Annotated in this window: 12 protein-coding genes; 1 reads left to right on the top strand and 11 read right to left on the bottom strand. The window is 36.2% G+C overall.

Features of this window, described 5'->3' with window-relative positions; all coding sequences use genetic code 11:
• Positions 1 to 47: 47 nt before the first annotated feature.
• Positions 48 to 1,079 (top strand): threonine aldolase family protein, encoded by a 1,032-nt coding sequence (locus HNP38_RS03965; protein ID WP_184184781.1) that lies wholly within the window; start codon positions 48 to 50, stop codon positions 1,077 to 1,079.
• 91 nt (positions 1,080 to 1,170) lie between these two features.
• On the opposite strand, the gene HNP38_RS03960 is transcribed toward HNP38_RS03965, so the two are convergent.
• From HNP38_RS03960 to HNP38_RS03910, 11 genes are all read right to left on the bottom strand, one after another.
• A complete protein-coding gene (locus HNP38_RS03960; RefSeq protein ID WP_184184778.1) occupies positions 1,171 to 6,063 on the bottom strand; it encodes a PKD domain-containing protein in 4,893 nt (1,630 codons plus the stop codon).
• A 264-nt stretch (positions 6,064 to 6,327) separates the two neighbouring features.
• The gene (locus tag HNP38_RS03955) at positions 6,328 to 6,828 is read right to left on the bottom strand and encodes a hypothetical protein (protein WP_184184775.1); all 501 of its coding nucleotides are present in this window, start codon (positions 6,826 to 6,828) and stop codon (positions 6,328 to 6,330) included.
• A gap of 226 nt (positions 6,829 to 7,054) precedes the next feature.
• A complete protein-coding gene (locus HNP38_RS03950) occupies positions 7,055 to 7,612 on the bottom strand; it encodes a DUF4256 domain-containing protein (protein ID WP_184184772.1) in 558 nt (185 codons plus the stop codon).
• 100 nt (positions 7,613 to 7,712) lie between these two features.
• A complete protein-coding gene (locus tag HNP38_RS03945; protein ID WP_184184770.1) occupies positions 7,713 to 8,291 on the bottom strand; it encodes a YdeI/OmpD-associated family protein in 579 nt (192 codons plus the stop codon).
• A 5-nt stretch (positions 8,292 to 8,296) separates the two neighbouring features.
• Entirely contained in the window at positions 8,297 to 8,764 is a 468-nt protein-coding gene (locus HNP38_RS03940) for an SRPBCC domain-containing protein (protein WP_184184767.1), read from the bottom strand.
• Between the two features lie 5 nt (positions 8,765 to 8,769).
• Positions 8,770 to 9,093, bottom strand: coding sequence for an ArsR/SmtB family transcription factor (locus tag HNP38_RS03935; protein ID WP_184184764.1), 324 nt, complete (start codon positions 9,091 to 9,093; stop codon positions 8,770 to 8,772).
• 173 nt (positions 9,094 to 9,266) lie between these two features.
• On the bottom strand, positions 9,267 to 10,277 hold the full coding sequence (locus HNP38_RS03930) for a phosphotransferase (RefSeq protein WP_184184761.1): 1,011 nt from the start codon (positions 10,275 to 10,277) through the stop codon (positions 9,267 to 9,269).
• Between the two features lie 211 nt (positions 10,278 to 10,488).
• Positions 10,489 to 11,211, bottom strand: coding sequence for a hypothetical protein (locus HNP38_RS03925; protein ID WP_184184758.1), 723 nt, complete (start codon positions 11,209 to 11,211; stop codon positions 10,489 to 10,491).
• Positions 11,212 to 11,316: 105 nt separating this feature from the next.
• Positions 11,317 to 12,039, bottom strand: coding sequence for a hypothetical protein (locus HNP38_RS03920; RefSeq protein WP_184184755.1), 723 nt, complete (start codon positions 12,037 to 12,039; stop codon positions 11,317 to 11,319).
• Positions 12,040 to 12,144: 105 nt separating this feature from the next.
• The gene (locus tag HNP38_RS03915; protein WP_184184752.1) at positions 12,145 to 13,584 is read right to left on the bottom strand and encodes a transcriptional regulator; all 1,440 of its coding nucleotides are present in this window, start codon (positions 13,582 to 13,584) and stop codon (positions 12,145 to 12,147) included.
• A 76-nt stretch (positions 13,585 to 13,660) separates the two neighbouring features.
• On the bottom strand, positions 13,661 to 13,882 hold the full coding sequence (locus tag HNP38_RS03910) for a hypothetical protein (protein ID WP_184184749.1): 222 nt from the start codon (positions 13,880 to 13,882) through the stop codon (positions 13,661 to 13,663).
• Positions 13,883 to 14,876 lie beyond the last annotated feature (994 nt).

Raw genomic sequence — 14,876 nt, 5'->3', positions numbered from 1 at the left:
TATGAAAATCCTGTTCTCATTATTTCAACTTTTTATAATTTTACTTCATGAAATTTTCATTCAAAAACGATTATTCGGAGGGGTGCCATCCCAATATTCTTCAGGCACTTTTACAGTATAATTCAGATCAGCAGGCGGGATATGGCGAAGATGAATATTCTTTGCAGGCCAAAAAGCTGATTAAAGACAAGATCAACCATCAGAATGCTGAAGTATTTTTCGTATCCGGGGGAACCCAAGCTAATTTAATCGTTATTTCTTCTATTCTGAAGCCTTATCAGTGTGTAATTTCTGCTGCTACAGGCCATATCCTTAATAATGAAACAGGTGCTATAGAAGCTACCGGGCATAAGATCCTGAATATTGAAACGGAAGATGGGAAACTAAGATCATCGGATATCATTCCCGTTTTGGGAAATCACAGGAATATTCCGCACCAGGTGATGCCTAAGATGGTGTATATCTCAAATTCTACAGAATTAGGTACAATATATACGAGTGGAGAATTGGAAGAGCTTTCCCTTTTCTGCAGGCAGAATAGCCTGTATCTTTTTATGGACGGAGCAAGAATGGGGCAGGGCCTGACCTCAGAAATAAGTGACCTGACCTTAGAGAAAGTGGCAGAACTGACCGATATTTTTTACTTGGGAGGAACTAAGAACGGAGCATTAATAGGGGAGGCTATTGTAATCAGCAATCAAATTCTGCAAGAGGATTTTGCTTTTAATATCAAACAAAAAGGTGCTTTGCTGGCAAAGGGGAGGCTTCTGGGCATCCAGTTTCTGGAGCTGATGAAGGATGATCTGTATTTTGATCTGGCAAGACATGCCAACCGGCAGGCCATGAAGATCAAAAACGTATTGAAGGAGAGGGGAGTACGGTTTCTTTCGGATACCTATACCAATCAAATTTTCCCGATTTTGTGTCATGACCTGATCGAGACTTTATCTGAAAAATTTGAATTTTACGTCTGGAAAAAGATCGATGATGAGTTCTCTGCGGTCCGGCTGATCACTTCCTGGAATACAGGTGATGATGCAGTAGATGAATTTATTGAAATGATCAAAAATAAAATATAATAAGAAAAGCAACCGGATTTCGGTTGCTTTTTTTGTAGGAATTATAGCCAGTTTATAAAAAAGACCGGCTTATTCAGCCAGTCTTTACAATTTAATTTTTAATGATCTTTTTCAATGTAACTTTTCCTTCTTTAGAAACTATTTTCAATAAATACTGTCCTTTTATCAAATGGGTCAGATTTAAAGTTTTTTCTTTCAGATCTCCCTGGCTGATCAGCTTTCCGGAGATATCAAATAATTCATAGTACTTAAGATCTTCCCCTTTTATAGATATATAGCTGTTGAAAGGGTTCGGATATACTTCTATATTTGCTTCTGCATTATCTGCATTTATGGCTTTTGTATATCTTGTTTTTGCTGAGACGTTTGTCACAGTTATTCCATTATTAGATGCCGTTCCCAAAGGCTGTCCAAACACGGTGGCATCTCTCACGCACCTTACATTCATTGCGTTCATCGGGTGATTGGTATAGGCATCATTAAGAGCGATAACTTTGGATGTGCTCAGATTATAAGTTTCGAAAGCTAAATTTAATCCTGTTCCATAAGAGTTTACAGATCTCAGCGCTGCAGTCCATACTCCGGAAAGCCCTAACTTCATGGATGCAGAAATAGCATCGTAGTTTGCAAATCCCCTATATCCTGTAATCGGATAGTTTCCTGTTTTGTATTTAGAGTTCGGATTACTGGTATCTGCGGTTCCATTGAACATATATCCGTAAGCAGTAGTGGAGTTTTTAACGATGCTTCCCTGGTAGAAAGAAGTTCCGCCATTGTATGGATCTGTAGGACTCTTTATTTCATATCCGGCATTTTGAAGTACTCCCATACTGAATATTCTGTATGGATCTGCGGATGGATTTGGCTTATAAAACCCATTATACCAAGGAGAGTATCCTTTATTACCATTTCCCAGGTTGTCTACTGCACCGTTGGAGATATCCGGTACTCTCCATCCTCCGGGACATGGGTCAAATGGAGATTTTGCTGTCGCATGCCCCCATCTTTCCATCATTTGGTTGGGTGTAGAATACAGCCAGTCCTGCCCATAAGCTACATTGTATTCACTGCGGTTAGTATATTTCTGATTCGGTATCATGTATGCCAGTGGGTTTTCAACAGAATACCTCAAATTATTTTGAATTTTTTGTGTTTTGGTGTTTCCTATGGTGCCATAATCGACATCTCTACGTTTAACATAGGTGTTTTCGTAACTGTTTCCTGTAAGTTCCGTATAGGAAGAAGGGTAGATATTTCCATTGGAATCCGGCCCGGAAGATCTCCAAATACTATATGTTCCTGTGTTTTGAAGTCCGTTGCTGGCAACTACTCCTGGCTTAATGAAGCTTGGTATCGGATCTTTTCTGCCCCATTGGTATTGTAATCCTCCTGAATTGACGATCATAGCCAATTCTTCCGGGGTAGCGGCATCCGGATTGGCTACCGTAGGAAATGCATCTATAGCTCCTAAGTTTCTATCCATAAAGATATTCTTCAATGGCTGAGAACCGGAATTGGTAAAATTGACATAATTGGCATTAGCCGGTAACAATACATCCTCTGTCTGGTATGAAACTTCTCCAATCCCATTATTAGACACCCAGACATGCCAGCTCCAGTATGCAGGATTGGTAACATTGTCCTGATGCAATGATACTAATGCATTTCCTGACTGGTGAGCCGGGATTTTTACAGAGATATAAGAATTTGCTATATCCTGGGTTCCTGCCGGAGCATTTATTATTTTTACATTAGATACTAATGAGGTATTATCTGTCCAATATACATTTACTTTCAGATTATTATAAGGCAGCATACTATGGTCTGATAAATACTGGTTATACACTGAAAATGCTTTGCTGATCGGGATTTGTACTTCCTGCTCAGCATCAGATTTTGTTATTACATAGCTGTTAGGATTGCTGATACCTTCTTTATAATCTGCCACCGAAGTATTGGTGAAAAATTCTGTCTGGAAGTTATATGTGCTCATATATTTGTCTTCTATACAGCGGCAAGCCATAGTTGCTGAACTTCCGGTAAGCTCAAAAGGATGAAGATAATATCTTCCTTTCATTCCGGGATATAGGGTAGAATCCGGACTGCTACCCAATTGGCCTGCATCTCCGTAAGCATAGAAGAAATACATCTGCGCTCCGCTCAAAGAGGTAATAGTTGCCGAATGTAGCAGGATTTCGTGAGGGTCCTGGTGGAATGTCTGACCATTTGATCGGATAATATATTTTCCACTGCCAGGATAAACTCCCATGTTTCTGGAAAACTGTCCTTGTGAATATGATGTTGTCGTATTAGTAAAGTCCATTCCCAGGTTAGCATATATTTTAATGCCGTTTAAATGTGGATGAACTGCCGTTGGCTTAATATTCTGGTAACCGCTTGTAACATCGCTGCTTGTTCCGGTAAATCTATATCTGTTTCTTCCCCATGGTGAAAAATGATTAGTGGTGGCCGGAGTGTTATTAAGATGAGACGGTATTCTCCAGCCATTAGGACACGGATCATAAGAAGTTTTTGGTTTATAGGTATTCACTGTCCCACCGGATGTAGCGGTAGAGTTTTGAGAATTGTCTCCCCATAAATCTACTAATTGTCTTGAAGCAGCATCCGTACCTACCGTTTTTGCAAACCAGGCGTGCCCTCCAATAACATCATTAGAAATAAGTTCCAAAGGATTGTTGATAACATACTTCACATTACTGTTAATATCATCATATGGTCTTTGGGAGAGCTTAACGGCTTCAGTGCTTCCTGCATTGGTATAATCATACAAATGCTTTTTAGTTCCTATTGTACCATTTACTTCATACATGGAAGAATCCTTGAATTCAAACGGAGGGAATGGATCTTTTCTTCCCCATTGGTAAGATAACCCTCCGGATTTGTTCCAATCGTTCCCTATAAAGTTTTTATTGGTAGCCCCTAAGTTTCTGTCCATCCATTTCGGAGTGAATGATTTTGTGACTCCGTTCTCTATATATTTTGCAGCCTGTACGCCGGGTACAGTGGCATCATCATCGGCCACGTGGCCGTAGGTTGCTCCGTTAGACGGGTCATCTGTTACCCAAACATGCCAGCTCCATATTATATTGGCTCCTATTCTCAGTGCTACGACTGCATTTCCTTTGCCTTTAGCTTTGTCTATTTCTACTTTTATTTTTGCATCTTCTCCGGTTCCTTCCGTTGGCAAAATATAGTTTGCTGAGCGGATGAGCCCTGCTACATCTTCCCAGTATACCTCTGCCTGAACTGTTCCTGTAAGTACCGAACTATCATTTAACAGTCCGTTCTGATTCCTCCACATCGTATAAGCTTTTTTAACAGGAATATATAATCCGTCATTGTTTTGACCCGGATCAAATACATAGCTGTTGGGAGCTTTAGTCCAATCCCTGCAATCTATTGCATTAATAGTGACTGTAATAGAAGATGTACAACCACCCGTATTTTTTACCACTAAGGTATAAGAGCCTACAGCAAGACCGCTTTTTGTATTGGATGATTGATAGGTTGCTCCTCCGTCAAAACTATATTCAACTCCTGTAGACGGGGAAGTAATTGTAATGGCACCTGTAGAAACTGTGCATGTAGGCTGTGTAACAGTAACTACGGGAGCTGCAGGAACACTCGGTGCCGCATTTACAGTAATACCCGTGGCATCAGATATAGCGCCATCAGAAGTTTTCACTCTTACTGAATATGTTCCGGCTGTTAACCCTGACTTACTGTTAGAGGATTGATAGGTTATTCCATCATCAAAGCTATACGTAACTCCAGAAGTAGGGGAGGTCACCGTAATGGTACCTGTCTGAACAGAGCAGTCCGGCTGTATCACAGATACTGCAGGAGTTCCCAACTGAATCGTTTGGATATAGCTATTGATCTTCAAAGATGATGACAGGCTATTTCCGTAGTCTGCGGTCAGTTCCGCATAATGACTTCCAACAGTTGAAAAAGCTATAGCAGGATTGCTTTGAGTGGAAGTAAGGATATTAGCTCCATCATCAAATTTCCATAATGAAGATATTGGCGTTCCTTCCGAAAGATTGGTAAACTGTAAATTGCTTCCTACATAAGTAGATGTAGGGGTTGCAGAAAATTCCGCGACAGGGGAAAATATAAAACCATTACCAAAATTTACATTGGCATTTACATCTGTGGCCTGTCTCTGGCCGGAATTATTGGTATATACTTTTACTTTTATCCTATATTTTCCTGGAGTCAGGGGGTAATTAATCACTTCCGGACTACGGCTGTTCAGCCAGCCTTTTGCTCCGTCACTTGCCCATGTCGTTGCCGTAATTTGTGTTTCAGTTGTGGTATTATCTGTATTATATTTTACTAAATATGTCCAGTTTCTTACGAAAGATAAAGTTCTTAAATTTAATACTGCAGTGCTTACCCCTTCAGGAATTATAAATTCTTTGCTTACATAATAGTGATCTCCAAAAATAATATTATTTCCTGTAATCCATCTTGAAATATTTCCTATGCCTCCCGTTGTTGCAGTAGACCACGCAGAATTTGCATTTCCCGTTAATGCATGACGTGTAATAGGAATACTTACTACTCCGTTGGGATCAGTATATGTCCATTCGGGATCTGAAACTCCCGAATCGGCCATCTGCGAACCATTATCATTTCTTCCTGAACATAAATCAATAATGTTTCCTGCAGTTACTTTGACCGTTCTTGTTGAGATGGAACTTCCGAAGGAATTACTGACGGTAAGTTTTGCAGTGTAAACCCCGGGTGTCATATAAGAAACACTAGGGTTCGGATCTGAGGATATGGAAGGGTTTCCCCCTGTAAACTCCCACGAGATCGAGTTTGAGCTTCCGCTGCTTGTGTTTGAAAAGCTTACATTATTTGTGCCTGTAGCTATTGCATTGAATTTGGATAATGGACTTTGTGCATAGATATGTATTGTCAACATTAATCCTAAAAAGAAAATAATTTTTTTCATAGTTTTTGCTTTAAAGCGTAAATATAAAATATTTCATAAAGGATATTCCTCTCACTTGTGAAATAACTTATCATATTTATAAATTTGAAACAGTTTCGGTATGATTGTAATATGAATATAATAGGTATGCATTTGAAAGGTTGAATGATGAAATTGCAAATTATACCTCTAAAAAATTTATTGAAATTATAAATACAAAAAAAAGCAACCAGATTCTGATTGCTTTTCATTTGTAAGATTTAACTATTTCTTCTGAACCGTTTTCTAATTTAATGCTTTTGTCACAGCTTTACAGTCAGCAGTTTCCAGTGTATATCCGTCTTTGTAGTTGATCTTATTTTCGTTGGCATATTTCATCTGGCCATTATCATCCTTTTGAGCCCCGATTCCTTCTATAAGCGTTTTGCCTTTTTGAATGAAGAAAATATCTCTTTTGCTTTTTGTTCCTTCGGCTTCGAACTCATAAGTAAGCTTCAGCGTATCTCCTGATTTAAAGCCTGTTACATCACCTTTAGAGCTGTCTTTTTCGTTGTTTTTATAAGATATTTTCCCGGTAATGGTCCCTAAGTTATCATCAATACTGGCAAAAACGGTGTCTTTTCCGGTCACACTCATGTAACAAAATGATTTTGGCCCTAATGTATCTATGATAGCTTCAGTAGCTGCTGTGGTATCGGTTTCCGTTTTTGCGGGTACTGTTTCTGTTTTTTTATTACAGTTCATCAGGATAACAGAGAATAAGCCTAATAAGATCAATTTTTTCATAATCTTTTTTATTATGTTAAATCAAATTTCGATATGCTAAATTAATAATAATTATTATTCATTAAATAATAAAAAGAACTCATTTTTTCTAAACGATGAGAATGGCTTAAAATTATTTACCGGATATTTTTCTTGTACAGAGAATTTTGAAAGTTATTTTAACGGGTTTTATTCTTTGTATTAATTTTTAGTACTTCCCACAGATTGAGCAGATCTGGCAGATTTTTTAAACCTTTAATGCTCCTCTGAAACCTCGTGCGGCATAGTAGGAGTCAGCACCGTTATGGTACATGAATACGGTATTGTAACGGCGGTCACAGAATATAGCACCTCCCAGTTCCCGGATATGGGCAGGAGTTTTCACCCAGCTTGAAGTTTTCAGGTCGAATTTTCCAAGCTTCTGCAGATCACGATACTGTTCTTCTGAAAGGATTTCGATTCCCATTTCGTTGGCTCTATCAATGGCATTGCTTTCCGGTTTATGGGCTTTTCTTGCTTCCCATGCCTGGTAATCGTAGCAAAGGCTTCTGCGCTTAGGGCTTTCTGGTGAACAATCGAAGAAAATGTATTCATTGTTTTTCTTATCGTAGGCTACTACATCAGGTTCGCCTTCGGTTTCTTCCATTTCATTTAATGACCATAGCTTTTCAGGACTGGCTTCCAGTTTGGATTGTATTTTATTCCAGTCAAGATCCTTGTGGCGATCCATATTTTTCTCAAAGCGTTTTTGTAAGATCTTTAGCAATGCTTCACTCTGTTCTGCGGTAAGTTTGTTTTTACTCATGATTTATCTCTATTTAAGTGTTTTTACAATTTACAAACAATTCTGAAATACGGAATATTATATCCAGTAAATGATCTTGCTTTATCATATTATTTGGGGATTAGTCATTTAAGCCCTTGCCGTCAAGGATTTTTGGAATATATTTTTTTATCCGCGATTCGCGGGTTTTGGATTGCTTGGCAGAGGAGAAGTGGAGTAGATAGGCCCTTTGTCTGCCCGGTGTCAGTGTTTCGAAAGCTTTTTTTAATTCAGGACTTTCATTCAGTCTTTTTTGAAATTCCTCGGCTATTTCGAATTCCCGGGTTTCTTTCATTTCGACTTTTAAACCGGTTTTTTCAACTTCAGCGGCTTCATAGATATAGGCTTTTATGATCTTTTCCAGGTCAATAATTTCTTTAAGGCCTGTAAAGCGCATTTGTCTTGCTGTCTGCACGTTTTCAGTCTGCTGAATAAGGACTTTATGGGTGTCATTCAGCAAAACACCTTTAAAGAAGAGTAGTGCACAGTATTCTTTAAATCCATGAATCAGGACAATATTCTTACCCTGCCAGGTATAGCATGGACATCCCCATTTTAATTCTTCCTCAAATCTGGTCTGTAGGGCGATGGTTCTTAATTTTTCAAATTCTTTCTGCCATTGTCCGGCTTTATCGAAGAAGAAATTAACTTTTGGATTCATGATTTTTATTTTAGGTTGCCTGCAATTTCCTGAAGACGGTTATGAGCCATATTAATTCCCTGTGCAAAGGGGAGTTTGAGTATCTGATCTCTGTAATCTGCAGATTTATAGATTATATGGATCGTAATCTTACTGGTATCATCAGTAAGTTTTTCAAACTCTAAGAATTCAAGCTGAACAGGAAAAGGCGTGTTTTCCATCTGAAATGTTCTCACTATTCTCTGTTCAGGAATGTACTCATGAATGCTTCCATTGGCACTGAAAACCACATCTCCCTGGGGATTTGAAGTTTCAAACCGGTAACCTCCATGCTGTTTGTTTTCAAGCTTTATTACTTTTGTATTCATCCATTGCTCAATAATTTCGGAGTCTGTATATGCTTTGAAGAGCAATTCTAAAGGCAGGTTAAATTCCCGGGTAATGAAAATTTCCTGTTTACCGTCTTCGGCTTGGATTTTTGTTTTCGGGTCCATACTTTCTATTTTTTTGATTGATAGGCTTTCATAATACTTTCCAGCTTATTGAATCTGTCATCCCACATTTTTCGGAAAGGTTCGATGAAATCGGCTATTTCTTTCATTTTATTTGGATTTAGGTGGTAAATGACCTCCCGGCCGTTTTGTTCCGGGTTAAGCAATTCGCATTCGGTTAAGATTTGCAGGTGTTTTGAAACGGTAGGTCTCGCAGTATTAAAATTAGAAGCAATAGTACCTGCGGTCATGGATTGTGTTGCCACAAGCATTAAAATTGATCTTCGGGTAGGATCAGCGATAGCCTGAAATACATCTCTTCTCAAATTCATTATGTAGTTATTTGGCTACAAAATTATATGAAGTTATTTAACTACGCAAATTTTTTGAATAGAAATTTAGTTTTTAATGAAAAGTAATGAAATGGATAATAAAAATCCTATAATTTATATTATGTTAAATTATGATTCTTTGCATAAATTATTGAACTTCAATTTTTACATCTTTAATTTGTTAAAAGTTTGTTATTAATCTCAATTTTATTATAAGCAATCCATCGTTTGAGATTCCCAACCATTCTTTTTAAATGATCTTCATTCAGGAAAATATTTGTCCAATATTCAAATCTTTCGCACTGAACACTTATGTAATACGTCATAATTGCTAAACATGCGTAGGGTAAAAACTTTTTTTCTTCGTTACTAATTTTAGTTACAGTCTCGTAACCTTTTATGAAGCTATCTGCTTTTACTTGATATTCCTCTTCATTCAAATTGGTTGCAAATAACTGAAAGAGGAAGTAAGAAATATCAAAGCATAAATAACCATTACCACAAAAATCAAAATCAAAAAATGTTATTTCTTTTTCATCGTTAATATGCAAATTGTCAAACCAAACATCAAGATGAACAGCTCCATATCTCATTTTCTGTTTGTCAATATTTTCCATTTTTAGCGTTAAAAAAGCAGAAAGGGTTTCTAAAAATTCAATTTCACTAATATTTTTATTATAGAATTCTTTTGCTTTTAAAACAGGGTTCTTGAGCAAGCTTTGAGCATTGTAAGATATTCTCCTCAGTTCGATATTTTCTGTCGACTGATGAACTTTTGCTAATGCCTGTCCAATCATAAAGCTTGTTTGGGGTGAAAATTTTGCTGTCTTTATGCCTTTAGCATACGAAAATAAAACGCCAAATCTTGTACCTTCCGGAGCTTCAATTTCTTGAATAATTTTGTTAGATTTATCAGCTATTGGAAAAGCAACTTGTCGGTCTGCTTCTTTTAAATGAATTAAAAGTCTTAATTCTTCTTCAATTTCTAATTTAGTCCGCAAATTATGTGTGTAAATTCTAAAAACGTATTTGTTTTCGTCATCATGAACAATGTATAAATGATTCATAGCAAGTCGAAATATGTTACATTCCGCTTTGTTGGTTAGTTCATATTTTCGTTGAATAAGTTTACAAAGTCTGTTTGGTGAAAGTGTACTATTTATTGTCGGAAATTTTTCTGTCATCAATTCTTAGTTCGTAGTTATTTAGTTTTAACAAATTTGCGAAAAAAATATTAATTTAAGTTGCATAATTGCAGATTTAGCAGGAATAGCTAGTACTTCTTTTAAACAAAATATGATCATAAATAAAAATCTCTCATATATGATGAGAGATCGATAAACTAAAATGGTTTTATTACAGAAATTGATGATCTAATAATTAATCAGCATTCAACTATAATCCGGCAGGAGATGCTGCAGAACCGTTGGCACTACCCCCCGCATTAGAAGTAATGGTTCCCAGTGAATTCACGAAAGTATTGCTGATGACAATGCATTGTATGGTCCATGAGCCGTTAATTGAATTTGTTATATTTGCGCCTCTGTAATCCAAAGATAGATGCCATGTATTTCCTGCCCGGAATGCAAAGACATTTTCAGGAGAAAAAGTTCCGGAATTTGAATTTTGAAGCCCTATTCCGTCTGATGGAGTAAAACTGTTTCCAACAATTATTAAGGTATATTGTGTAGAATTAATGTTGGTATTAAAATCGTTTACATAATCTCCTGATACATTATTAAGCTGGTAAGTTATACTGTTGAACATAAAAATGTTTCCATTGTTTGAAGAGGCTGTCCTGAGTTCTCCCGTTGCATTACTCCTTACAATCATGCCAAAGCCGGGTGTTCCGTCGCTCAACTCTGTAGTTCCTAAAATCATATTGCCAGTGGTTTGAAGTTGAGCGGTAGGTATTATAGTACCAATACCTACCCTTCCTGCAGAGGTTACAGCTAAATCATTGGACTGCTGTATGGCAGAGGGGGCTCCTGTAGCTGGATTATCTTTTGCTCCATCAATATGCAGAATGGCCTGTGGATTTGTAGTATTGATGCCAATCTGTGAATTTGCAGTAAAAGAAACTAAAAAGACTAATAAAAGTAGAATATCTTTTTTCATTTTATTCTTATTTTAAGTAATAATTTATATTTGTCATACATGTGCATCATAATTGTTTTAAAATGAACATTCAATCGCTGGAAGATGTATGAACCAATCTGATCATTATAATCCTGCCGGTGCTGTTGCAGAACCATTGGAGCTTCCACCAAGGTTTGAGGTAACCGTTCCTAATGAATTCATGAAAGTATTATTGATAACGAGGCAGTATATTGTCCAGGAGCCGTTGAGGCCGTCAGCAGTACTTCCTCCTCTATAATCTGCGAGTAAGCGCCAGGTGCCGGCATTTTGATAAGCATATATATTTTTAGGAGAAAAAGTTCCTGTGACTGAATTCGAAAGCCCGCCGCCATTTGAAGTTATGAAACTGCTTCCTGTAATTATTAACGTATATTGAGCGGAATTAATATTAGTATTGAAATTATTAATGGCATCTCCGTTTACATTATTTACTTGATAAGTTACATAGTTAAATATGAATGAATTTCCACTGCTGGAAGATGCAGTTCTTAGTTCCCCCGTTGTATTGTTTCTTACAATAGTGCTATATCCTGTTGCTCCATTGGTGAGGGCAGCGGTTCCCAGTATCATATTACCGGTAGTCTGCAGTTGGGCTGTTGGTGTTATAGTACCAATTCCTACCCTTCCGGTAGAGGTTACCACCACATCATTGGCCTGCTGGGCAATGGAAGGGGCTCCTGTTACGGGATTATCTTTGCCTCCATCAACATGTAAAATAGCCTGAGGAGCGCTGGTATTGATTCCCACTTGAGAGAATGATAAAAATGGCAATAGTAAAAATGCCAGAGAAATAATGTTTGTTTTCATAATTTTTTTATTAAGATATTTTTATTAAGAGCAGATGATAAAATCTATAAATGTTGCATTCAGCGTACCGCTATGCTGAGAAGCTTCATTCATTCAAATTTTTACTTAGCTCAGTTTATTGATCCACAGATAGAGGTCTTCTTTAGAAGAGATATTCAGCTTTTTTCGCAGTCTGTTTTTTCGCATCTGGATTGCCCTGGGAGTGATAAATGTATATTCAGCAATATCTTTTGTAGAAAAATTGAGCTTAAGCAAGGCACAAAACTTCAAGGTTTCCGTATTGATATCCGGATAAATTTTCAGTAATGCCTGGTAAAACTCCGGGTACAATTCTATGAAGCGGGTAATAAACTCCGGATTATTTTTTCTGGCGAGCGAAGCCACTTCTTCAAAATTATCTTTTACCCGATTTTGATATTCTCTGTCCTCAACCTTTTCCTGGTGCTTTTTTTTCTCTTTTTTCCCCCTGTAACTATAAAAAAAGATAAGTAAGAGGATGAGTATAATAACCGAAATAATGATAACAATATATATTAATTTACGTTCTTTGCTTTTATATTCATCATCTTTCTCATTAAGGAATTTCCGTATTGAAAAATCCAATGATTTTTTTTGCTGTGAATTGATACTGTCTTTAATTTGTGTATACTTCAGCAGATAATTATTGGCTTCTTCCGGACTATTATTTTTTGCGGAAACTTTATACAAATGGTCATAAGCATCCATCGTATAACTTGAAATATTGATCTCAAAGGAAATGGAAAGCGATTTCTTATAGTATTCCACACTTTTGAGATACTCCCCTTTTTTTTCATAATACTTTCCCCAATATTCATTCAGCATATAATTTTCGTGCAAATAATTATCCGGTTGGCTTCCCCATTTTCCCGTTGCTTCCTGCAGGTAATATTTCGAAGAGTCGGCGTTTTCTTTATAATCAATAAAATAATTGGCTAGCAGCAGAGTATTTAAAGGATTCTTAAGTTTCTGGTAAGCTTTACTCCTGTAATGATATGCAGAATCTTTTTGCTGGGTCAACTCATAAATTTGTGCAATATTATTGTAGGAAAAATCAATAAGATAATATTGCCTTTTTTTTCGAGGAATGTATTGGGCAAAACGAGCCGTTTTCTGATAATACTTTAAGGCCACAGAATACAGCTCCATCTGCAGATAATTGTTACCATAGATCACATATATCAGGCATTCTATTTCCCGGCTGTTTTTGTCATTATTTTTTTTATTTTCAGCTTCTGCTCTTTTGAGATAGAGCAGACTTTCTTTATATTCATTCATCAGGCATAATGCACTTCCTATATTATAATAGCCCATTGCAGTACCGGCTGCATAATCATTCCTGGTACACAGATCGATTAAATTTTTATTTAGAAAGATGAGCTTTTCGTATTGTCCGGTATTTAGAAGCTCATTGCTTTCATTCCATAATTGGGCATCTGCTTTTTTCTTATTAAAGTTTTGAGAAAATAAATTTGCAAATGACAGAAAGAATATTAAAGTACTCCAAATGCGGTATTGACGTTTCATAAGAGTAATAATAGGTAAACTTCAAGAGATGTATAGTAATGTGACAGGTGTATTTTCTGATTATTCATTAATAATACTACTCCAAGGCAATGCTGGAAGATTTGTCTTTCTGTTTTCTGTCATCATCAGACACATCCATGATGTGAGCAACATCCTCTGCCCTCTCTAGATTAAGAGATTCAGGACCAGCCCTGTTTTCTGAATTCAAGGCAATGATCGATGAGAATGTATTTATCCCTACTTGGGATAACAGGCGAATACCGATATAAATTGTTAATAAAAATAATATTTTTCTCATTGTGTTATAATTTATAAATTACAGTAAACATGAATAAGCTTTATCCTTTCAATAGAAGATCCATTGGCTTATCATTTGGAATTAGAGTCGTTTTTAGTATATATGAAACCATTCAGACCCTACTCTTTAAATCGATGACGAAATAGAAACCGGTGAATGAAACCAATAATGTTTCATAATTTTTTCCGGTGATGGGATTTCTCAGATGACTAAGTTAGTGTTTTATTTTTTCTCTTTTTCTCAGTGTATATTTTTTCATAAGTGTTCATTTAGACAGGTAGTGAAGAATTACAGATTTCCAGTATCGTGTATTGATATTTTTCAGACTATCAGAAATATTTAGCAAATCAAGCAATAAACGATAAAACTAACCAAAAACTCGTCTATCACACAGATATCACAAATTTTAATCATTTGAAATATAATGAGTTAAAATGGAAGTAAATTGATTTAACCTAATTAAAAATGAATAAACATTATATGTCGGGAAGCTGTAGAATATGATTATCGCCAGAGACTCCCTTCTTTTACATTTTGTCCTTCCCGGAAGATTTAATTGTAAGTAGAAGTAACTTTGTCCAAATAAAAAGAGCAATAGGGTTTTCTTATTTTCTGAGATAATGTATAAATGGTAGTATATTTATTTAGGAACGACTTTTATCCATTGCCTGTAATAAATCTATATCTTCTGAGTCAGATGAATTTTTATTTAATTGGTTATCAATTATAATATGAGCTGAAAAATAATATTTATTTTAATAATGTATTATGTTTCATAATTTTTAAAATTATTTTACTATATTTGTACTTCGAAATAATTTTTTTTCATCATTTGTGTTTTTTGGGTCGCCTTCGGGCGGCCTTTTTTGTTTTACCTTTCTAAATTCATATAATTCAGTATTCATGCACTCTCAATGAGACAATGAATTCACATTATTTTGAATTATGATAAATATCATTGCGGTATTTGAAGGTGAATAATTTATATTTGCTT

Source organism: Chryseobacterium defluvii (assembly GCF_014204415.1).
In the GTDB taxonomy this organism is placed as follows: Bacteria; Bacteroidota; Bacteroidia; order Flavobacteriales; family Weeksellaceae; genus Chryseobacterium; species Chryseobacterium defluvii_A.
The sequence above is the reverse complement of the archived record's forward strand: the minus strand, read 5'-3'. Positions and strand labels throughout refer to the sequence as shown.

Bases quoted from the DNA above. Each gene is read 5' to 3' on its own strand.
- HNP38_RS03915 (WP_184184752.1), bottom strand. From the start codon at position 13,584: ATGAAACGTCAATACCGCATTTGGAGTACTTTAATATTCTTTCTGTCA.
- HNP38_RS03940 (WP_184184767.1), bottom strand. From the start codon at position 8,764: ATGGACCCGAAAACAAAAATCCAAGCCGAAGACGGTAAACAGGAAATT.
- HNP38_RS03910 (WP_184184749.1), bottom strand. From the start codon at position 13,882: ATGAGAAAAATATTATTTTTATTAACAATTTATATCGGTATTCGCCTG.
- HNP38_RS03935 (WP_184184764.1), bottom strand. From the start codon at position 9,093: ATGAATTTGAGAAGAGATGTATTTCAGGCTATCGCTGATCCTACCCGA.
- HNP38_RS03920 (WP_184184755.1), bottom strand. From the start codon at position 12,039: ATGAAAACAAACATTATTTCTCTGGCATTTTTACTATTGCCATTTTTA.
- HNP38_RS03930 (WP_184184761.1), bottom strand. From the start codon at position 10,277: ATGACAGAAAAATTTCCGACAATAAATAGTACACTTTCACCAAACAGA.
- HNP38_RS03950 (WP_184184772.1), bottom strand. From the start codon at position 7,612: ATGAGTAAAAACAAACTTACCGCAGAACAGAGTGAAGCATTGCTAAAG.
- HNP38_RS03925 (WP_184184758.1), bottom strand. From the start codon at position 11,211: ATGAAAAAAGATATTCTACTTTTATTAGTCTTTTTAGTTTCTTTTACT.
- HNP38_RS03960 (WP_184184778.1), bottom strand. From the start codon at position 6,063: ATGAAAAAAATTATTTTCTTTTTAGGATTAATGTTGACAATACATATC.
- HNP38_RS03945 (WP_184184770.1), bottom strand. From the start codon at position 8,291: ATGAATCCAAAAGTTAATTTCTTCTTCGATAAAGCCGGACAATGGCAG.
- HNP38_RS03955 (WP_184184775.1), bottom strand. From the start codon at position 6,828: ATGAAAAAATTGATCTTATTAGGCTTATTCTCTGTTATCCTGATGAAC.
- HNP38_RS03965 (WP_184184781.1), top strand. From the start codon at position 48: ATGAAATTTTCATTCAAAAACGATTATTCGGAGGGGTGCCATCCCAAT.